Source organism: Paracoccus acridae (genome assembly GCF_014642735.1).
Lineage (GTDB): Bacteria > Pseudomonadota > Alphaproteobacteria > Rhodobacterales > Rhodobacteraceae > Paracoccus > Paracoccus acridae.
The window spans coordinates 18132-39113 of sequence record NZ_BMIV01000020.1 but is presented as its reverse complement, the minus strand read 5'-3'; the positions used below and the strand labels follow the sequence as shown (position 1 = coordinate 39113).

Below are 20982 nucleotides of genomic sequence, written 5' to 3'. Positions count from 1 at the left end.
GCCTCTCGAGCCAATGTCCCTTGACCTCGCGGCCTGACTGGAGCCATCGTTACATGCCCGGAGCCCGCTGCTCGGCAATTTCCACCACATTCGCGACACGACCTCTGGGTGATCGCTTTGGGCTGAACCGATCAGCAGGACGTATCCCGCTCCTCTCCGAGCTTGTCACCGTTCAACCAGCTTAAACCGAACCACCCGAAATCTGCCCCACTTACCCCCCCTCGGCCCTCCTGGAGAATGATCCATCCCTGGCCCCCCTTCGCCAAGACCGCGGTGAAGGATCATGATGCGGATCACATTCGGCCGAGCCGGGGAAACGGTTTCAGACGGCAAGATCCGCATGCTGGTCATGACCGCAAGGCACCGCACAAGGCGGGTTCCGTATTTGGAGAGACGGTTTTTAGCTGGCCTCGGCGTGCCGAAATCCTGTCATGGTAGGACGAACAGGCCAGATGTCCGACCCCCTGCTCTTCCCGGCTGCGACACCGGTCACCGTTCCCGTATATTGCGAACGCCTCAAAACGACCGTTTCCTCATATTATTCATTTTTGTTTTCCTCTCGAAGACTTGCCCCAGCGGCGGCCAAGAAGACAGACGGAATGAGTTGAGGCCGCCCTACCCGCCGCCGGGGTCAGGTCAGCGTTTATTCCGGCAACTCAATGCCGGACATGTATTCAGGAGGCGCTGCCAGGGGCCGCCAATTCAGGTAGAGAACCAAGACCGCCGCGATCGCCTGCTACAAGCAGTGAAATAGTGGAGAAACCAGAAACAGCGTGTAGATCAGGCGGAAGGTCGGTTTGAGCCCAAAGCCGCCTTTCGACCCTCCTTGATCCCCTAAGAGGGTCGGCGTATCTGCGGCAGTGTCCAATAGGAGATTGATGCACAGAGGCTCCGATTGAACCGCGCGTAGCGGCATCGTCCGGCACATGAAGTGCCGGCCCTTTTTGCATGATTTCTATGGAGTTCTCATGGAGAACCAAGACGTAGTCCTCCGCCCGTTTGACGCGGCGAGGGACACCGAAAAACTGTCAGCCATCTGGCTTGAAGCATCCCTGAAAGCGCATCCGTTTATCGGTGAACTCAGGCTTCTGGAGCAGCGCCAGCTGATCGAAGAAGAATATCTTCCAAAAGCAGAAACGTGGGTCGCATGTCATTGGGGTGAGGCTGTCGGCTTCATCAGCCTGCGGGGCAGCTTTGTCGGCGGGGTATTCATCGCCCCAACGCACCAAGGCCGGGGTGTCGGCCGCACACTGATCGCGCATGCTCTTGAACTGAAGGGCGAGCTTTCGCTGGAGGTCTATACCGAAAACGAACAGGCTGTCCGCTTCTATGCGTCGCTTGGCTTTAAGGAGTTGTCACGGCGCAATGTGGATGATTTCGGCTATCCCTACCAGAACGCAGCTCTGCATTTGAAAGGGTGAGCCGAAGACCGGGCGAGACCTGTCTCGTCCGGTCACACCCGCAGCTTCAGTTTTCGGAACGAGCGGCAGCAAGGTCCCGCATAACTTCCACGCCTAATCCGGTGGAGTGCCAAGGCTATCTCCGTGCGCTATTCACGAGGTATGTAAAGCGCGCCCCCTTCGCGGAACAGTTCGGCCATGCGGTCCATGCCCTGCTGCTTTTCCGCTTCGGCCCTGATGTCGTGCGAAATGCGCATCGAGCAGAATTTCGGCCCGCACATCGAACAGAAATGCGCCAGCTTATGCGCCTCCTTGGGCATGGTTTCGTCATGCATGGCGCGGGCGGTGTCGGGGTCCAAGCCAAGGTTGAACTGATCTTCCCAGCGGAAATCGAACCGGGCGCGGGACAGCGCGTCATCGCGGCGCTGCGCACCCGGGTGGCCCTTGGCAAGGTTCGCCGCATGTGCCGCCAGCTTGTAGGTGATGACGCCGGTCTTCACGTCATTGCGGTCGGGCAGGCCCAGATGTTCCTTGGGCGTGACATAGCACAACATTGCCGTGCCGAACCAACCGATCATCGCGGCCCCAATGGCCGATGTGATGTGATCATAGCCCGGCGCAATATCGGTCGTCAGCGGCCCAAGCGTATAGAACGGCGCTTCGTGGCAATGTTCCAGCTGCTTGTCCATGTTCGCCTTGATCTTGTGCATCGGCACATGGCCCGGCCCTTCGATCATCACCTGGCAATCCTTGGCCCAGGCGATCTTGGTCAACTCGCCCAGGGTCTCAAGCTCGGCGAACTGCGCTTGGTCATTGGCATCGGCAATCGATCCGGGGCGCAAGCCGTCGCCCAGGCTGAAGCTGACGTCATAGGCTCGCATGATGTCGCAGATTTCGTCGAACCGTTCGTAAAGAAAGCTTTCGCGGTGGTGATGCAGGCACCATTTCGCCATGATCGAGCCGCCGCGCGACACGATCCCCGTCACCCGCCGCGCCGTCATCGGGATCATGTGCAGCCGCACGCCTGCGTGGATGGTGAAATAATCCACGCCCTGTTCCGCCTGTTCGACCAGCGTGTCGCGGAAGATCTGCCAAGTCAGATCCTCGGCAATGCCGCCGACCTTTTCCAGCGCCTGATACAGCGGCACGGTCCCGATCGGCACGGGCGAGTTGCGGATGATCCAGTCGCGGATATTGTGGATGTTGCGCCCGGTAGACAGGTCCATGACCGTATCTGCGCCCCAGCGGATGGCCCAGACCATCTTGTCCACCTCTTCCTCCATCGACGAGGTGACGGCGGAATTTCCAATATTGGCGTTGATCTTGACCAGGAAATTGCGCCCGATGACCATCGGCTCAAGCTCGCGATGGTTGATATTGGCCGGAATGATGGCCCGGCCCGCCGCGATTTCCGCGCGGACGAATTCCGGCGTGACCAGATCGGGGATCATGGCCCCGAAACCCTCGCCATCGCGGGCGGCGGCCGTTACGCGCCCCTCATTCTCGCGGATCGCGGCGAATTCCATTTCGGGCGTCACGATGCCCGCGCGCGCATAGGCAAGCTGCGTGATCGCGCCAGTGCCGTTCGCACCCGGCGTCGCGCGCGATGGCTTCAGGGCGCGCGGAAATGCCGGGGTCAGGCGTTCCCCCGTGGCAAAACCGTTATCGGCCAAAATGACCGCTCGCCCGGCATAGGCAACGGCATCGCCGCGCATCCGCTGCCAATCGCCTCGCATGGCGGGCAATCCGCAAGCAATGTCGATGTCGGCATCAGGGTCGGTATACGGGCCGGAACTGTCATAGACCGTCAGCGCGGGTTCGCTCCCGCCCAGCTCGATGCGCCGCATCGGCACGCGGATGTCGTGCAGGGTGCCGGGGATGTAAAGCTTGCTGGATGCGGGCAGTGCGCCCGTGGTGATTGCGGGCTGCGGCTGGTCTTTCATGTCTTCCTCTCCATTCGCGCGACCAAGGCGAGGATGGCAAGGAAGCGCAGGCCATATGACCGCGCGAACGGGGCCAAGCGGCCCGAAAGGACCGCCCAGAATGCAACTGGGGGAATTGCCCTTCGGTCTTCCTACGCCAGCATCAACTGGGTCAGGTTCAAAGGGTCGCTTCACCGGGGTTGCCCCCACTCAGCCTCTCAGTCTCCTAGGCGGGACTCCCCTGACGTGCGGGCAAGCTGCACTGAGGTGCTGCATGTGTCAAGCAGTGAGGGGTGTGACTGTCCGCTTCGTCCGCATAGCAGACATCCTGCCGAAAATAGTATGCCGTGCAAATAGCCTGGAGCGACCCGCTGAGCGCCGTGTCACGGGCAGGCATCCGCCACACTCGCTTGTTCGAATTGCCGGACCACGGGCCTGTCTCGGAGGCCCGTGGCCTTAACACGAGCGTCAGCTCATGCGATCAACGACAAGGCCCGCAGTCTCCGCATCGGCAAACCGGTCGCGCTGATGGTCACGATAAAGCGCTTTGCCCAACGAGACGCACATCGCAACCATCACGAACGCGAAGGGCAGCGCTCCGATGATCATGGCGTTCTGCAGCACGATCAGCCCCCCGCCTCCTGCAATGATCAGGGCACCGATGACCAGTGTCAGCAGGACACCCCAGACGATACGGTGGCGCACGTCGGTTTCTTCCTCACCGCCTGCCATGATTGTGTTGATGACAAGGAGGCCCGAGTCAGCCGAGGTGACGAGGAAAGTCAGGATCAGCGCCACGCACATGATCGCAACAATGCCATAGACCTGTTCGCCCACGATGAACTGCAGCGTCGCGAACAGCATGTTGGTGGTGGACGCATCGATGATGGCACCTTGGGCGACGCCCGACAGCTCCAGATCGATTGCCGTGCCGCCGAGTATGGCCATCCAGGCAAAGCAGACCAGCGACGGTGCGATGACAGCCCCAACCACGAATTCGCGCACCGTCCGGCCCCGCGAGATGCGGGCGAGGAAGAGACCCACGAAGGGAGAAAAGGCAATCCACCACGCCCAGTAGAAGGTGGTGGAGCCGGCCTGCCAATCGCCGAGGGCCGTTCCGGTCGAATAGGCTTCGAACGAGAGGCCCGGGAAGTGCAGGATGTAGTCCACCAGTGCCGAACCATAGGTCGACAGTGAGAACAGAACCGAGCCGAAGACCACGAACACCAGAAGCAGCATGGTGGACAGGACGAGGTTCAGGTTTGAGAGGTGTTTGACCCCGCGCCCGACACCAGACACTGCCGAGAGGGTCGACATCGCCATCACGACGATCAAAGCCGCGATCAGCCCGACGCTGGAGGGCGCGGGAGGGCGGCCGTCCTGACCAAGTTGCAGGAGCCACTCCATCCCGGTGATGGAGTAGAACCCCTCGACCAGCTGGCTGATCCCGAAGCCGATGGTAACGGCCACGCCCAGGATGGTGGCAACGACGCCAAGGATGTCGACCAGGTGGCCGATGGGGCCGTTCATGTGCCGACCGAACAGCGGGGTAAGCGCCGTGCGGATCGTCAGGGGCATGTCGCGTGTATAAGCGTAGTAGGCGAGGCACAGACCGGTCAGGACATAGATGCCCCAGGCGTGGATGCCGTAATGCATGAAGGTGTATCGATAAGCCGACGTCACCGCATCGGCCGAATGGGCTAAGGTCCCGCCGGTAATGATGTCGGGATTGTTGCCCCAGTTTCCAATCGGCTCAGCGGTGGCATAGACCATCAGGCCCACGCCGAGGCCGGCGCCGAACATCATAGCGAACCAGGAGAAGGTGGTGAATTCAGGCTTTTCATCTTCCTTTCCCAGCCTGCGCCGTCCGGAAGAAGGAACAACCGCCACGATCAACAGGAACCACGCGAACAGTCCTACAGCAAGAATGTAGAACATGTTGAACACGCCGAGGATTTCGGTGTTGAGCAGCGACAGGATCGCCTCGGCGCTGCCGGGTCGGAGCAAGGCCCAGACGGTCAGCAGGGCGAAAGTGATCTTGGAGGCAAGGGTGATGGGAAGGGAGTATCCCTGATAGAAGCCGGCGTCGGCTGTCCGGATGTTAATGTCGATAAAAGGAGGGTTTATGTCATTCATAAGCTGTTCCGTTCTGAACCTTTCATGATCAGGAGGCGCGGTGTTTCGAACACATGGCAAGGCGGTGGGATGATGCTCTCTGAGAGGCCTGTGAAAGGATTCGCGAAAAGCGACAGACAGACCTATGGGGCCAACCAACCGGTCGGCACGCGCAGCGGAAGGAAGGGATGTTTCCAGCGCAAGCGCAAGCATTTGGCAACGATGCAACGGCATCGTTCTTGCTGAGGTCATCGAGCATGGGGGGCGTTATAGCGGGCAGGAGCACAGACGCAACCTTGGCGGGTTTGCCTGTCTGCTGGCTGAAGCAGGGGGCAGCACCGGTAAAGGTGAACTGCCCGTCCTGATAGCCGTTGTCCCGCTAGACGCGGTTCAAGGAAGTCGCTCCTGTAGAACCCTAATGTTACCTGACCAAGGAGAGCAGCATGCCCCCCGCCCTTCATCAGAGCCGTCTTGTCGCTTGCGCCGTCGCAGCGGGCGTCATCCTTTCCGTGACGGGCCCGACCATGGCGCAAGACGGCCCTCCTAATGAAGTCGCGGGCCACCCCGTCACCAATGCCTTCATGCCGGGGTTCCCGGAAGAACATGATGGCCTGGTGCGCTCCTCCATCCAGAGCCGCCCGCAGGAAGGCAGGATCATGGCGACCTATGGCACGCCCGAGGACGACCGGAATGTGCAGGTGCTGCTTTATCCGCTGGATAAGCGCGGCATCGAGGGAAATATCGAACGTGCAGCCTCATACATGGCCGGCGGAGAGATACCTGTCACCCGCGAAACAGTTCAAAGCCCGGGCGGTTCGGAGATGGAATGCATGACTTCCCGGGTGGGCGAGCTTGGCTACACGTTCTGTGTCGCCGAGGTCCGCGGACGCGCGCTCAATGTGCAGGTGGGCGAGGTCGTGGCCGCGGATGCCAGCGAGCTGCCAATCGAGGTGGTGCAGCGGTCGCGCGATCTGGCCGGGGACTTTGTTGACTCGATCGAGGCCGCTCCGGACAGCTGACTGGCGCAGCGATGAACTAAAAAGGCAGAGAGCAAACTTGCCGACTCCGGCTGGTTACTCTCTGCACTTCCGCAAGTGGCGCCTCCCTTCACCACCTGCGAATACCGTTTCCTGTTCAGTTCTCCTCGGAGGCCGCTTTCTTTCGACGCATGCCATAGAGCGCGCCCATGCCACCCAGCAGCAGGAAGCCTGCCGCCGGAAGCGGAACAGGCGCCGGAGGCGGGATGTCAGCGGTCGTGTAGGTGATGCTCGCTATTCCGGCGCCGGTTCCTGACACCCCTTGGAGAAGGAAGCTCAGGATGGGAAGATTGTCAGGTCCGTTGACAGCCGGGTTCACCGGTATGGAGTTCGGGAACGATCTTGAGAGCGAATAAACCGCGTCCCCAGTCTCGTCGTAGCTCGTGAGATTGACCGGGAATGTCCCGGCCGAGCGACCGAAGGTGACGTCGGTGACGGGGGCAGCGAATGAGAAACGAAGTGTCTCGTTGATGTTCAGCTGCTGGTAAAGCTGCACCGCCTGACCAGGCCGGGCGACGCCAAGGGCATTGGCTCCGATGAAGATGTCCCCGCCTGTGCTGCTGATTGTCAGAAAACCATCAGCCGTGGTCCATTCAGTTCCCTGGGACCCGTATAGCGGGGCAAGCGCAGTGCTGTTGAACACATGCGTAACCGTAGCGGCTATCGCAGAAAAGGGCATGGCCGCAAATGCGGCAAATGCCGCAACCTTCAACATTATACTCATTATCAGATCCTCCTTCCGGATGATAACTGGGGTGCCGTGTTTTGCCTGATGATACCCTCTGTCCCGTGCCTCACATTCGAAATGATGAAAGATTCTCTCGTAAAATCAATGTTTTTATTTACTCAACCGTGAGATGCGCGAGAATGTCGTAGATTTTGATCTTACAGAACTGGGGATTTTCAAAGTTAATGGCGGCCGCGTCCCCTGATGGAAGATTATATCAATCCAATTCGGGCCAACCATATTTGACGAATGTGGCTCTAGACGGCGAAACTTGGCGAATACCGAAGATCTTCGACAACCTGATATAATGGTTGTGGTTCGTATATCCTGCACGTTTTCCAGTGTCCCACGGAATTCAGCCATGACGTGCAGCGAACGCGTGTGAGAAGGATTCGGATCGCCTATCGCAGGGTTCTCCTGGGGGCAGGTCATTCCGCTTACGCCGGCGGTGCGGGATCGCAGCGTGCGGAAGGACCGCCATGATTTCGTGCATGGGCCTACAGGCAACTGGACAGCCTGACGTTCTAGTAGAAATCAATGCCCCAATTTGATACGCTGTTTCCGCTAGTTGGCCACCCCGTCGCGATCCGGGGCTGTCGTTCAAGGCAGCCCGAAGTCCTAGCCTTGCTGAGCCTCAAGCATCGACGTCAAACGGAGGTTGCCGATGTCGTCCGGACCTTATGTGTGGAAGGAACGCCCCCTGGCCGCGGGTATTCAGATCGCAGTCGTCGGCTTCGGGGGATTCAATATTGCTCCCGGGACAATTGGATGCTTCGTCAGGCAAGGGCCAAAGCCCGGAGTGGTGGAGGCAGACAGCCCACCTTACCTGCTGACTGCAGGCCATGTTCTGAAACCGCAGAAAAAGGGTGGCATTACGCCGATTGACGCCCGGGTCTATCAGCCGGAGCCAGCGGGCTGGATCAACGGTGTCGCCACAACAAGCGAAGTGCATTACGCGGGCACACTCGACGCAGGCATCGCGCTCCTCGATGACGACACCAAATATCGGAACTACGTCTGGAAGATCGGAGACATCAAGGACATCGCCGATCCCGTAGATGGCATGATCGTCCAGAAGCACGGTCGCACCACCGGCAGGACCGTTGGGAGGATCACCATGTCGAGCTACACCTATGGCGACTTCCATGACCTGATACAGATCACCTTCGACAAGGACAATCCGGCTAACAACGCCAAGCGTTTCGGCTCGGAGGGGGATTCTGGCGCGCCAATCATGACCGGAGAAGGAAGGCTTGTCGGCATCCTCCATGCCGTCGATGATGACGGGAGCGGGGGTTACGCATGCAAGATCAGGAACATCTTTAACGAGATGAGGCTGAGCCTCGCCTGATCTGCTTCGCTGCACGGGAACGCCGAAACCGGCGAAGGCCAACGGAAGTAAGACGGCCCAGCGGAGCACCGCCCGACCAGGTCAAATGAGCCGTGACAGCCCGCCTGCGCCTGTCGGTTGAAGCGGCTTACATCATTCCGGTGGAGTGCCGGCAGGTGCGCGCTGACACGCGCAACCTGCCGCCATCGACCTTCACATCCTTCATCCACAGGGTGTAAGGCAAGCCGCAGCTTTTTTCCGGAAGGACGGCACCATGACCCGCATCGCGCCCCCGCAGCTTCGCACGAAGATCATGACAGCAGAGGAGGCCGCGGCTCTGATCGCATCAGGCGATACTGTGGGGATGAGCGGCTTCACGGGATCGGGTTACCCCAAGGCTGTTCCCATGGCCCTGGCCGCACGGATCGAAGCGGAGCATCAGGCAGGCCGACCCTTCCGCACCCGCATCTGGACCGGCGCCTCGACCGGGCCGGAACTGGATGGCGCGCTTGCCAAGGCCGACGGGATCGAGTTCCGCCTGCCCTACAACTCTGACCCCATTGCCCGGGAGAAGATCAACCGCGGCGAGATGGATTATTTCGACATGCATCTGAGCCAGGTGGCTCCCATGGCTTGGCAGGGCTTCTTTGGCCCGCTGGATGTGGCGGTGATTGAGGTGACCGGCATCCGTCAGGATGGGTCGCTCATTCCCTCCTCTTCGGTCGGCAACAACAAGACCTGGCTGGACCGTGCGGAGAAGGTGATCCTCGAGGTCAACACCTGGCAGAACCCGGCTTTGGAGGGGATGCATGACATCTACTACGGCACGCGACTGCCGCCGGACCGGGTGCCGATCCCGTTGACGCGGGCCGACGACCGGATCGGCGAACCATGGCTTCGCTGCGACCCCGAGAAGATCGTGGCTATCGTCGAAACCGATGCGCCCGACCGCAACCTGCCCTTCACCCCGCCGGACGAAGCTGCCCGCGCCATTGCCGGGCACCTGATGGAATTCTTCCGCCACGAGGTTGCCAAGGGCCGTCTGCCCGCCTTGCTGCTGCCAATCCAGTCCGGCGTAGGCAACATCGCCAATGCGGTGCTGACGGGCCTCGTCGACAGCCCCTTCGACAACATGACTGCCTTTACCGAAGTGATCCAGGACGGGATGCTGGACCTGCTGGACGCGGGCAAGCTGCGGATGGCCTCGGCCACCTCCTTCTCGCTGTCACCCGAGGCGGCTGCGCGGGTCAATGCAGACATGGGCCGCTATCGCGACCGCATGATCCTGCGCCCGCAGGAAATCAGCAACCACCCCGAACTGATCCGCCGCCTTGGCTGCCTTGCCATGAACGGGCTGATCGAAGCCGACATCTATGGGAACGTGAACTCGACCCACATCATGGGCTCGCGCATCCAGAACGGCATCGGCGGCTCGGGAGATTTCGCCCGCAACGCCTATGTCTCGATCTTCATGACGCCGTCGACGGCAAAAGGCGGGCGCATCTCGGCCATCGTGCCGCAGGCGTCCCATGTCGACCACATCACCCAGGACGTCCAGGTGATCGTGACCGAGCAGGGTCTGGCCGACCTGCGCGGCTTGTCGCCGAAACAGCGCGCCGCCGTCATTATCGAGAACTGCGCCCATCCCGACTATCGCCCGCACCTGGCCGACTACTTCCGCCGCGCCTGCCAAGGCTCCTACGGGATGCAGTCGCCGTCGTTGCTGAACGAGGCGCTGAGCTGGCATCAACGGTTCGTCGAGACCGGGTCGATGTTGCCGTAACGGCTCCCCCGGCTGCCTGATACGGTTTTGCAGCGCCGACTAATGACCCTCTTGCAACAAACCCGGCCAGAGACGGGGCGGGCACGCGTTTCGGACGTTTATTTGCTAGATCAGCCCGAAGGAGCTTTTAAGATCTCATGACCAGGAAGGACGTTGGGAGAGAGTTTCGAGGCGGGTGACCGGCAGCTTCGTCCGCACAGCAGACACCCGGGTTGGATGGTCGACCGGCGGATCAGCAAACGCACCCGCCGTCCGCCACCTCCCGCTACTCCGTGGGGCTGAACCGCAGTATCCCCGCAATTCTGTCGCCCCCAAGGGTATCGGACGGATGATGAACGCCATCCGTAACGACAACTTCCGGGAAGTCGAATGGACTGACGCCTTCAATGCACGCAACATTGACACCAAACTGGCTTGGATCGGAGCGTCGCTGGTGATGGGTATATATCCCGCAGGTCTTGCAGAAATAATGCTTCGCTGTTCCAGTATTGAACTGGTAAAGCGTCAAATTGTCTTCGCCCTGGATGAATTCCATCTCCGAGAGCGGCGCCGAAACGGCAATAGCTCCCCGCATACGGCAGTAGGAGCATGAACACCGCCGGATCGTGTTGAACTCATCGGTTAAACGAACCTTGAAGCGGACAGAGCCGCAATGACAGGCTCCGTTGTGCTGTGGTTTCAGGTTGCTCATCGACGGTGACCTCCATGCATGACGGAAGTCTAAATGCCGCATCCGGGGCTCGCAACGACTGCAATGGGCCAAGAAGACTGCGTGTTCCCCCTGATCCACTCACGTGAGGCCAGGCGGAACGGGTCGCCAGCCAGTTCATGATTGGGCACCGGCTGGCTGTTTGCTACAATCGACAGAAAGGAGGTGGGTCATGCCAATCCCTGTTTCGGAACGAGTTTGGAAGCGCCGGGAGGCCCTGCGCGCCGCCGGTCTGCAACCTGTCCCGATCTGGATGCCCGATACCCGCCGCCCCGGCTTTGCTGCGGAGTGCCGGCGTCAGTCCGCGCTCATTGCAGACTCGGATCGTTGCGACGCCGATCTCTCGGACCATATGGATGCCGCCCTGGAGGAACTGGAAGGGTGGCGGTGAAGGGCGGGAGTCCGCGGACACTACGAATGAAAGCAGACGGATTTTTGCCAAGGCTCGTGCTTGTGACACTTGCCGCAATCCTCGTCGTCCTGGTCTGGCGCGGCGTTCCTCTCCTGGAACTGGCTCTGCGTGAGCCAGCCGGGGAGCCGAGGGTCGTTGTTCCCCGCGGCGATCTGGCCACGAACGAGCAGACCACCATCGCCATTTTCGAAGGTGCCAAGGATAGCGTTGTCTCGATCACCACTGAAAGCCGCGTGGTCGATTTCTGGACCCGGAACGCCTATGACGTTCCGCGCGGCAGCGGTTCGGGGTTCATCTGGGATGCGCAAGGCCATGTGGTGACCAACAACCACGTCATCGAGGGGGCGACGGCAGCATTGGTGCGGCTTGCCGATGGCCGCGCCTATCCTGCCCGCCTCGTGGGGACGGCTCCCGAACATGACCTGGCAGTGCTTCACATCGAGGCGGGATCCGAGCGGCCCCTACCCCTCGCAGTTGGGAGCAGCGAGGACCTGCAAGTCGGGCAAGGCGTCTTCGCCATCGGCAATCCTTTTGGTCTCGACTGGACACTGACCACCGGCATTGTCTCTGCCCTTGATCGGGAGCTCCCCGGCAAGCGCGGCACGATGATCCGCGGCCTGATCCAGACCGACGCCGCCATCAATCCTGGTAATTCAGGAGGCCCGCTTCTGGACAGCGCCGGACGGCTGATCGGGGTCAACACGGCGATCTACAGTCCTTCGGGATCGAGTGCGGGCATCGGTTTCGCTGTTCCCGTGGACACAGTGAACAGGGTCGTGCCGCAATTAATCGCTACAGGCCGCTATGCGCCGCCTGTGCTGGGCGTTTCGCATGATCCGCGTGGCGATGCCCTGCTGGCACGCGCCGGAATGGCTGGGGTGATGGTGCTGGATGTCACGCCAGGCAGCCCAGCGGATGCAGCAGGCCTCAGGCCGGCCAGGATCACCCGAGATGGCAGGGTGACCCTTGGTGACGTGATCGTCTCCATAGACGGGGTCGCTGTGAAGAACTCAGAAGATTTGAGAGCTGGCCTCGATGTTCGGCAGGCAGGTGACGCAATCAAACTGGGGCTCCTTCGGCACGACCGAAGGATCGAGGTCATGGTGACCCTGGCTGCGGGGCAGTGACGATCGGCTGGCTGCGGACGTTGAACAGCTACCTAGCAGTCTGTCAGGCAAAGGTGCGCGGACTAGCCAGTGGTCGGCCGCGGACCTGCCCATAGAAGCGGCCCGCGAGAATACTGGCCGAAATATAGTATATTTCCACAATATCTTTTTGCGGGTATTTGCGCGAATAAATAAGGTTGTCACAAAATCGTTCTAGTGATACTGAATATAACCAGTTTCTATTATATTCCGTTTAGTGAGTCGTATCATGAAAACCTGTGGTTTCATATTAAGCGCGGCTGCAATATCTACAGCCGTCAGCTCAGCAGCTCAGGCCGACGTCAGGGTGAATTTCACATCGCTTCGTGTAAATGATTGCAACGAGATCGGCACATGCGATTGGAGGCTGTCCTGCGCTCTTGGAAATCAACAAGAAACTGAGTTCATCTCCAACCAGGAGGCCAACACTGGTGAGACGCTGCCTATCAATCGAATACTGACGCAGGCCCAGTTTCCCCCGGTGACAGTGACATGTTCGGCCTGGGAGCATGATGGCGGCATCGGCGCTGAATGGGAGACAATTCAGACAGGCTCTGTGGTCGCATCGACAACCGGCCCACATATAATCCGCCTCAGCAACTCTAGTGAGGGAGATGTAACAGTTAATCTCGTGGCTGAGTTAATCGGAACGACCGGACAGCCTTTGACCCTCAGCACGGACGACGTTCTTTGGCAGCATGTCAGTGGGCAGGTCCACTATTGGCCGATCCGAAATGGTCAGCGACTGGACGGCATCAATATCGCTGGACCCGTCGGCGGGGAGTGGCGGCTGATTGGGTCCGGCGACCTTAATGATGATGGAACGGATGACATTCTCTGGCAGCATGTCAGCGGGCAAGTCCATTATTGGCCGATCCGGAATGGCCAGCGCCAGGACGGCATCGACATTGCTGGACCCGTTGGCAGGGACTGGACGCTGGTTGGTTCCGGAGATCTCAATGGTGATGGAACAGATGACATCCTCTGGCAGCACTTCAGCGGCCAGGTTCATTACTGGCCGATCCGCAATGGCCAGCGCCAGGACGGCATCGACATTGCTGGACCAGTTGGGAGGGACTGGCAAATCATCGGGTCAGGGGACCTCAACGGCGATGGCACCGACGACATCCTCTGGCAGCACTTCAGCGGCCAGGTTCATTATTGGCCGATCCGCAATGGTCAGCGCCTGGACGGCATCAATATCGCTGGACCCGTTGGCAGAGATTGGACGCTGATAGGTTCCGGGGACCTCAATGGCGATGCCACCGATGACATCCTGTGGCAGCACTTCAGTGGCCAGGTTCATTATTGGCCGATCCGCAATGGCCAACGCCAGGACGGCATCGACATTGCCGGACCAGTTGGCAGGGACTGGCGCCTTATCGGTGCTGGCGGCCTAGACTGAGATCGAAGGTATTACGTCTTCTTTCCAGACCCGCTCTCAGGTCGTGGCTCAAGGAAACTACCTGGGAAGTGAAAGCTTCCCGGGCCTGCTGAGCGACGCAGCGATCTTGAACAAAGCCTTAGGCCCTGGCGGTATTCAGGACTTGCCCGACGCCAAACAGGCTTCGAATGCCGCCCCGTCGTGAGTCGCGTGGAGTGAATGCGAACATTTGCTCAAGGCCCCAAGACATCCGTCGCTGACCGCTTCGCGCTACAGCTCTTGTAGGCTTTCCCTGCCGCAGTGCTCGCGGCTTCGGCCTTCTTGCGCTCATCCGGGTCAAGATCCACTTCGATCCCCCAGTGCTGCCTCGATGGCAGGACGAGAGGCGAAAAGGACCAGCTCGTGTCGATGGTCTTGCCCTCATCCAGGAAGAAGCGTGCATAGAGGTGGTTACTGTCCAGGACACCCGCTTCCTCGATGATGGCCGGATCTGCATGACCAACAACGCCGCCGAGCGGGCGCTTCGTGGCGTGGCCCTCGGCCGTAAGTCATGGCTCTTCGCCGGTTCCGAGCGCGGCAACTGAGCCGCCTTCATGTATTCCCTGATCGTCACCGCGAAGATGAACGACATCGACCCTCAGGCTTGGCTGGCCGACGTTCTCGCCCGGTCGCCGGATATGACGGCCTTCCAGGTGCCGGGCCTGCTTCCCTGGAACTGGCAACCTTTTACGCACCGCCAAGCCGCCTGACCGCAGCCTACGGCGGATGGTTACCTGCATCCCGACCGCCGTGCCAGTTGTCGGCGACTTCGCCAAGATAGGCCTGCCGCGCATGTGCCAGCGTCAAGGCCTTATCTCTCGCAAGTCTCGGGATCGCCCGAAGTGCCGCCTCATCTTTGCTACCGACTTCTTCAACACAGTCCGGGACATTGCTGCCAGTCGCCTTTGTCGCGCAGGCCATGAACAGCGCGGCCGTTACCGTTGATACTTGATGAACGGCGTTACCTTCGCGACGCGATCGTAAAGCTGTCGTGCTGACGTATTGGTGTCCTGCGTGAGCCAGTAGACCGAAGGCGTGCCATTGTCGTCCGCCGCTGCGTAAACCGCTTCGATTAGAGCACGTCCCGCTCCGGTGCCGCGAGCTTCTGGAACCACATAGAGGTCTTGCAAATAACAGACATCTTCGACGCGCCAATTGTGCGGATGAAGGATGGCGTGAACAAGGCCGATAGCATGACCATTCGCCTCTGCGATCAAGCCAAACTGTGTCGAAAGGGTCGGATCTACGAGCCTGCCAAATGTTGTCGCGTAGACTTGATCCGAAACTGAAGTTTCATAGAACTCCAGGTATGCCTTCCAAAGCGCTCTCCATTGTGTTTCGTCGGCAGGGCACAGAGGACGAACCGTGACTGACATCAGCACTATCCTTATTGCAACAAGTCCGCGCCCAAGGCGTGGGACGCCAAGGCTTCACAGATTGATGAGAGCCTAGCCGAGGCGACGAATGGCGGCAAAGGGCTCGGAGCCATCATCTAGTACTTCGCTTTAGGCTGTCGTATCCGAGCCGATACCCTGCTTCCACGGGAATCTTATGTCAGGTGGGGAACACTAGCTCGCATGCAAGATGATTTCGTCAAACCTTTCCTGTCGCTTGAGCGCTTGCTTTGTGTGGGACGACCCGTGTTGCAGGTACCATGACGACCGCGGCCGCGACGGTCATCAGCAACAGCCCCAACACGTCTGCGGTAGTGGGCCGCTCAGACAGCAGCAGGATCGACGAAATCACCCCGATCGCGGGAACAAGCAACAGCGCCAAGGCCGCGGTTCCGGCAGGTATTCGCGCTAGCAGCCAGTACCAGAGCAGGTACGCTAAGGCCTGCGAGAACAAGATATGGTAGCTTAGTCCGACCCAGGTGCTCAGATGCCAGCCGGCTAGGCCCAGTCCGTCGCGCAGCACCTGTGGCTCGAACAGCACCACTCCTATGGTCGCCACCAACGCGCCGGCAATTAGCTGCCAGAGGGTTATAGTGATTGGCGGCGCTGCGACAGGGAAGCGCTTGATAATCACGGTTCCCAGTGCCCAACTCATTCCTGCCAGCAATGCAAGAACGAGACCGTAGTTGAAGGTCCTGTTTTGGATCAGCGGCCAGCCCAGGCAGACCAGCCCAAGGCTGCCAACCGTAAGCCCTATCCAGCGGCGCCGGTCTAGCCGCTCACCCAGCAGCAACCAAGCGAAGATGATCGTCCAGATCGGCATGGTGAAGGTCACAATGACCGCGCGCGAGGTCGGCGCCGCCAACTGGGCAAAAGACAGCAGCAGGTTGAATACGGTGATCGACAGGAATCCTGATCCCAGCACCGGCAACCATTCGTTGCGCACCATCAAGCAGCGCTTGCCGGTCAGCCGAGCCAGCGCGAGCAGGAAAAGCGCGCCTGCCCCCATGCCGATGGCCCGCAGCGTCCAGGGCGGGATTTCGTTCAGCGCCGTTCGCACAGCGGGCCAGTTCAGCCCCCAGCACAAGGCGACCAACATGATCATCACAGACCCGAGCCCGCGCCTCAACATGTTGCCCTTCCCCAGTCAGCCAGCCAGCATCAGGACGCTGTCCAGCAGCACCTGGGCCCCAGCGGCGCAGTGCTCGGGACTGGTATATTCGGTCTCGTTGTGGCTGATGCCGTTGGCCGACGGCACGAAAATCATTCCTGCGGGACACACACGGGCCATGTTGCAGGCATCGTGTCCAGCCCCTGACACAATCCGCCGCCCAGGAAAACCGTTCTGAATCCGCGCAGCTTCGATTGCTGCGATTACTCCTGAATCAAAGGGCACCGGCGAGGAATCCGTAGTCTTCTCGCAGGCGAAGCCGACGCCCAAGGCGAGGGCCTGATCCTCGATTTCTCTCAGCACCCGGGCAGTCAGCCTGTCTAGTTGCGCCAGATCCTCGTGGCGCAGGTCCAGCGTTAGTTCAACCTGCGAGGCGACTGTGACCTGCGAGCCGTTGGGGGTGGCGATGCGTCCGCATGTGGCACGCGCGCCGGGCAGCGCACGGGCAGCGCGGTCAGCGATCAGCACCGCATGGGCGGCGGCGACCATCGCGTCCCTGCGCGTCTCCATCGGAGTTGGTCCGGCATGGGCGTCCTGCCCCGAAAACCGCAACTGCCAGCGGCGAAACCCAATGCCGGAAGTAACTACGCCGATTACCTCCCCCGCCTGTTCCAGGACCGGACCCTGTTCGATATGTAGCTCAATATACGCATGCACTGGGAAGCCGGGACCATTGGGGCCAGCGCCGTTCTCTAGCGCATCCAGCATGTCACTTATGCGGCGGCCCCGGTGGTCGGTCATCGCCCGCGCCTGATCCAGCGCCAGCGCACCCGTGAATACCTCTGACCCCATCATCGGCCGGATGATTGCCCCCTCCTCATTCGTCCAGTTGACCAGCGTGACCGGGCGCCGGGTGCGGACATCGGCAGCATTCAGGCAGCGCAGCACCTCAAGCCCCGCCAGCACCCCCAGCACTCCGTCGAAGCGTCCCCCTGTCGGCTGGGTATCAAGATGGCTACCAATCAGCAGCGGTGGCAGGTCCTCGGACCCGTCGCGGGTGGCAAACTGATTGGCGAAGCGGTCGGAATGAACGGAGAGCCCTTCGGCCTGGCACCAGCGGCGGAAAAGGCCTCGCGCCGCGTCATCCTCGGGGGAAAAGGCCAGCCGGTTGTTGCCGCCGGCCACTCCTGGCCCAATCTCGGCCATCTGCATCAAACCTTGCCACAGCCGCTCGCCGTCAATGCGAAGCAGGGTCATCACAGGGCCTCCAGCCCACACCACTCGGCTATGAACAGGGCATAGGCGCGGGTTGCCTGCTTCAAGCTGTCCAACTCGACATATTCGTCGATCCCGTGCGGCTGGCCGCAAACCGCCCCGTAAACAATCGAGGGCGTGTCCTGGTAAAGCCCGAAATATCGGGCATCGGTCACTGCCGAACTGATCGTGCTGGTAACTGGGGTGCCCCAGACGGCCTCATGGGCGTAGCTCATAGCGCCCTCGATTTCGCTACCCGGTTCCAGCACATAGCCGTCAGCCATGAAGCCGTGGAAGGTCAACTTTGGCGGATGGTCACGGAGGTAAGGGTCGGTGGCGCAAGCTTCGGCGACGCGATCGAGTATTTCCTGCCTGATCTGTGACAAGTCCTCGCCCTCGAGCACGCCGATCCTCACTTCCATCCGCGCCTTGGCAGGGACCGAGGACACCCAGTCCCCACCCGACAGCTTGCCCAGGTTGACTCGGATTGGATGCGGATGGTCTCGATAAACCGGATGGTCCACCTTACGCGCGTTCCATTCCGTTTCCAGCCGCTTGATCCATGGCCAAATGTGGATCGCCTTTTCCAGCGCATTGGCGCCGATGTTCTGGAACGCAGCCGAAGCGTGCTGCGGATCGCCTTGAATGTCCAAGCAGACCCAAATCAGCCCTACCTCGGCACGCATGATTGAGGGACCGAAGGGTTCGGGCACCAATGCTCCGTCAGCCTTGTAGCCGCGCTGTATACAGGCCAGCGCACCGTTGCCGGTGCACTCTTCCTCGACCACCGATTGCAGATAGATCGGGGCAGCGGGATGGAACCCCGCAGCCCTTAGCGCCTCAATGGCATAGATGCCGGCGGCCAAACCTGATTTCATATCCCCTGCGCCGCGTCCATACATGCGCCCGTTCGCGATGCGGGGCTCGAACGGAGGCGAGGTCCAGCGGGCGTCGTCGCAGGGCGGCACGACGTCAATGTGACCGTTGATGATGAGCGACCTGCCGGTTGCCTGCCGAGGCTTCAATGTGCCCACGACGTTGTAGGCCTGAGCGTAATCTACGAACTCGACTGGAGCAAAGCCGTGCATGTCTCTGATATCGTCGACTTCGATCTTCCAGTGGTCTACTTCATAGCCGCGCTCGCGCAGGGCGGCGGCCATGAACTCCTGCATCGCCGCCTCGTTGCCGCGGGTCGAATCAAAGCGCACCATCTGGGCAGTGAAATCCAGTTGGTCGTCAAACCCGGCATCTACAGCGTCGAGGATGCGCTGCCGGATGGTTGCATCAAGAGCCATGGTTGGCTTGCTCCTGCTGGCGGAAGGAAAGGCGTTCCCGCAGGGTCACGATGCCGCGGGGAAGGAACATGACGATCAGCACGATCAAAAGGCCGTAGCCGAGCAGGCGATAGTTCTCGAGATCGCGCAGCGCCTCGATCAGCACAGTCAGCACCAAAGCCCCGACCAACGGCCCAGAAAAGGTGCCAAGCCCGCCGACCAGCACCATGGCGATAATCGAGATCATAAGGTCGACCCCGACCACTGAATGCGGGGTCAGGATCGACAGGTAATGCGCATAGAACCCCCCGGCGATGCCGACGATGAAGGCGGAGAGGCCAAAAACCAGCAGCTTGAGCCGGGTCAGGTTCACGCCGAGGCTTTCGGCAGCATCCTCGCCGTCGCGCATTGCCAAGATTGCCAGTCCCGTCTTGGACCGCATCAGCCGCACGATGACGAACAGCGTCAGCACGGTAAGCGCAAGCGCCAAGTAATAGAAGGACACTTTGTCCGCCGGGGTGAAGCTGACCTTGCCCACCACTGGCAAGGTAAAGCCCTGGAATTGCGGGATGCCCCAAAGCCCCATCTCGCCGCGGGTTAGCCCTGAGAGGTTGGCGATGCAGATCCGGACGATCTCGGCAAAGCCCAAGGTTACTATTGCAACATGCGGCATCGAGCGGATCCGCAAAATCGGGGTGCCGATCAACAGCCCGGCGGCCCCAGCCAGCAGCCCGCCCAGCCACAGCGTCAGCCAGGGGGACAGGCCCAGGTGGATCGCCATCAGCGCCGAGCCATAGGCACCTAGCCCGAAGAAAGCATGGTGCCCGAAGGTCTTGAGCCCCGCAAAGCCGGTGACCAGGTTCCAGGCCGAGGCGAAGATCCCGAAGATCATCACCAGAACCATGACGTGCATCAGATAAGGGTCAGTGCTGACCAGCGGCAGCAGCAGCATCGCGGCCAGTGCGGCGACCATGCCAACCAGCGCCTGGGCGGTGAATGGCCTGAACATCAGTGGCCTCCAGCAATGTGGGTTGTAGGGGTAGAGTGGACGGCGGTCAGACGCATGTCATTTTGTCCCGAACACGCCCCAGGGGCGCCACCAGATCACAGCAATCATCAAAGTGAACGAGATCACGTCTCGCCATTCCGACGAGGTGAGTTGCACCCCCACCGCCTCGACTACGCCAAGGAACAGTCCGCCGATGATCGCACCGGGGAACGAACCGAGCCCACCAAGGATGACGACGACGAAGCCTTTGAGCAGGATCGGTATCCCTGCCCAAGGGTTGATTGCATTGATCGGCGCCAGCATGGCCGCGGCAAGCGCGCCGAGCGCGGCGGCCAGACCAAAGCAGATCATGTAGATCCGCCGTACCGGAATACCAACAACTTGCGCGGCATCCCGGTCCTGCGAGGTGGCCCGGATCGACCAGCCCAAGCGTGTGTATTTGAGCAGCCAGGTCATGCCGGCGATAGTGGCTAATGCCACAACGAAGATCAGTACCCGCTGCCAGGGCAGGCGGATGTCCCCGATCGACATCACTCCCTGCACGTAATAGGGCACGGTGTTGAACTGCTCGCCGAACATCAGCAGTGCGGCGTTTTGCAGGACGATGGAGAGCCCCAGCGTCGCCGCGATGGTGGTGAAGGCCCAGTTCTCGCGCACGATCAGATATTCGATGGTCAGCTTCTGGATCAGCGCCCCCAGGCAGAAGGCGATGGCTACTGCCAATGGAATTGCCAGCAGCGGGCTCAGCCCGATCTGCACGATCAGGTAAAAGGTGAAATACCCTCCAAGCATGTAGAATTCGCCGTGAGCGAGGTTAAGCACCCGCATCGTGCCATAGACCAGGGCGATCCCCGACCCGATCAGCGCATACATCGAGCCGGTGATCAGCCCGTTCAGGATCTGTTCAAGAAAAATGGCCAAGTTCATGTTGTACGCT

Annotated in this window: 18 protein-coding genes and 1 pseudogene; 8 read left to right on the top strand and 11 right to left on the bottom strand. The window is 60.5% G+C overall.

Annotated elements, in window-relative coordinates; genetic code table 11:
- Positions 1–968 precede the first annotated feature (968 nt).
- Positions 969–1421 (top strand): GNAT family N-acetyltransferase, encoded by a 453-nt coding sequence (locus IEX25_RS17315; protein WP_188716753.1) that lies wholly within the window; start codon positions 969–971, stop codon positions 1419–1421.
- A 128-nt stretch (positions 1422–1549) separates the two neighbouring features.
- On the opposite strand, the gene thiC is transcribed toward IEX25_RS17315, so the two are convergent.
- Together thiC and IEX25_RS17305 are read right to left on the bottom strand one after the other, a co-directional pair.
- Complete coding sequence (gene thiC / locus IEX25_RS17310; protein ID WP_188716751.1) at positions 1550–3343, bottom strand: phosphomethylpyrimidine synthase ThiC; 1794 nt, start codon at positions 3341–3343, stop codon at positions 1550–1552.
- A 447-nt stretch (positions 3344–3790) separates the two neighbouring features.
- Positions 3791–5458, bottom strand: a complete 1668-nt coding sequence (locus tag IEX25_RS17305; RefSeq protein WP_188716749.1) for a BCCT family transporter — start codon at positions 5456–5458, stop codon at positions 3791–3793.
- A gap of 422 nt (positions 5459–5880) precedes the next feature.
- Here IEX25_RS17305 and IEX25_RS17300 point away from each other — a divergent pair, with 422 nt between their 5' ends.
- Positions 5881–6456, top strand: coding sequence for a hypothetical protein (locus IEX25_RS17300; RefSeq protein WP_188716748.1), 576 nt, complete (start codon positions 5881–5883; stop codon positions 6454–6456).
- A gap of 115 nt (positions 6457–6571) precedes the next feature.
- Here IEX25_RS17300 and IEX25_RS17295 read toward each other — a convergent pair whose 3' ends face one another.
- On the bottom strand, positions 6572–7198 hold the full coding sequence (locus IEX25_RS17295; protein WP_103174989.1) for a VPLPA-CTERM sorting domain-containing protein: 627 nt from the start codon (positions 7196–7198) through the stop codon (positions 6572–6574).
- Between the two features lie 667 nt (positions 7199–7865).
- Here IEX25_RS17295 and IEX25_RS17290 point away from each other — a divergent pair.
- Positions 7866–8552 carry a chymotrypsin family serine protease gene (locus tag IEX25_RS17290; protein WP_188716746.1) on the top strand — a complete coding sequence of 229 codons (687 nt, stop codon included), beginning with the start codon at positions 7866–7868 and terminating at the stop codon, positions 8550–8552.
- Positions 8553–8805: 253 nt separating this feature from the next.
- Complete coding sequence (scpC, locus tag IEX25_RS17285; RefSeq protein WP_188716744.1) at positions 8806–10314, top strand: succinyl-CoA:acetate CoA-transferase ScpC; 1509 nt, start codon at positions 8806–8808, stop codon at positions 10312–10314.
- A gap of 265 nt (positions 10315–10579) precedes the next feature.
- Here the strand turns inward: scpC and IEX25_RS17280 are convergent, their stop codons facing one another.
- The gene (locus IEX25_RS17280; RefSeq protein WP_188716742.1) at positions 10580–11005 is read right to left on the bottom strand and encodes a GFA family protein; all 426 of its coding nucleotides are present in this window, start codon (positions 11003–11005) and stop codon (positions 10580–10582) included.
- 190 nt (positions 11006–11195) lie between these two features.
- Here IEX25_RS17280 and IEX25_RS17275 point away from each other — a divergent pair, with 190 nt between their 5' ends.
- The 4 genes and pseudogenes from IEX25_RS17275 to IEX25_RS17260 all read left to right on the top strand — a co-directional run.
- Positions 11196–11414: an antitoxin MazE family protein gene (locus IEX25_RS17275; RefSeq protein WP_103174967.1), complete on the top strand. Its 219-nt coding sequence runs from the start codon at positions 11196–11198 to the stop codon at positions 11412–11414.
- Positions 11415–11440: 26 nt separating this feature from the next.
- Positions 11441–12562, top strand: coding sequence for a S1C family serine protease (locus IEX25_RS17270; RefSeq protein ID WP_103174966.1), 1122 nt, complete (start codon positions 11441–11443; stop codon positions 12560–12562).
- Between the two features lie 247 nt (positions 12563–12809).
- Positions 12810–13985, top strand: coding sequence for an FG-GAP repeat domain-containing protein (locus IEX25_RS17265; protein ID WP_146038738.1), 1176 nt, complete (start codon positions 12810–12812; stop codon positions 13983–13985).
- 443 nt (positions 13986–14428) lie between these two features.
- A pseudogene (locus IEX25_RS17260) lies at positions 14429–14713 on the top strand (transposase domain-containing protein); the annotation flags it as partial.
- Between the two features lie 7 nt (positions 14714–14720).
- Here IEX25_RS17260 and IEX25_RS20460 read toward each other — a convergent pair.
- The 7 genes from IEX25_RS20460 to IEX25_RS17225 all read right to left on the bottom strand — a co-directional run bounded on the left by IEX25_RS20460 (position 14721) and on the right by IEX25_RS17225 (position 20972).
- Entirely contained in the window at positions 14721–14924 is a 204-nt protein-coding gene (locus IEX25_RS20460; protein WP_188716740.1) for an aminoglycoside adenylyltransferase domain-containing protein, read from the bottom strand.
- 14 nt (positions 14925–14938) lie between these two features.
- Positions 14939–15379 (bottom strand): GNAT family N-acetyltransferase, encoded by a 441-nt coding sequence (locus IEX25_RS17250; protein ID WP_188716738.1) that lies wholly within the window; start codon positions 15377–15379, stop codon positions 14939–14941.
- A gap of 217 nt (positions 15380–15596) precedes the next feature.
- Positions 15597–16502, bottom strand: a complete 906-nt coding sequence (locus IEX25_RS17245) for a DMT family transporter (protein ID WP_229665384.1) — start codon at positions 16500–16502, stop codon at positions 15597–15599.
- Positions 16503–16544: 42 nt separating this feature from the next.
- Positions 16545–17765: a Zn-dependent hydrolase gene (locus IEX25_RS17240; protein WP_188716734.1), complete on the bottom strand. Its 1221-nt coding sequence runs from the start codon at positions 17763–17765 to the stop codon at positions 16545–16547.
- On the bottom strand, positions 17765–19057 hold the full coding sequence (locus tag IEX25_RS17235; RefSeq protein ID WP_188716732.1) for an ArgE/DapE family deacylase: 1293 nt from the start codon (positions 19055–19057) through the stop codon (positions 17765–17767). The genes IEX25_RS17240 and IEX25_RS17235 overlap by 1 nt, the downstream gene beginning before the upstream one ends.
- A complete protein-coding gene (locus IEX25_RS17230; RefSeq protein ID WP_188716729.1) occupies positions 19047–20045 on the bottom strand; it encodes a branched-chain amino acid ABC transporter permease in 999 nt (332 codons plus the stop codon). Before IEX25_RS17230 ends, IEX25_RS17235 begins: the two co-directional genes overlap by 11 nt.
- A gap of 57 nt (positions 20046–20102) precedes the next feature.
- Positions 20103–20972: a branched-chain amino acid ABC transporter permease gene (locus IEX25_RS17225; protein ID WP_188716728.1), complete on the bottom strand. Its 870-nt coding sequence runs from the start codon at positions 20970–20972 to the stop codon at positions 20103–20105.
- Positions 20973–20982: the final 10 nt, after the last annotated feature.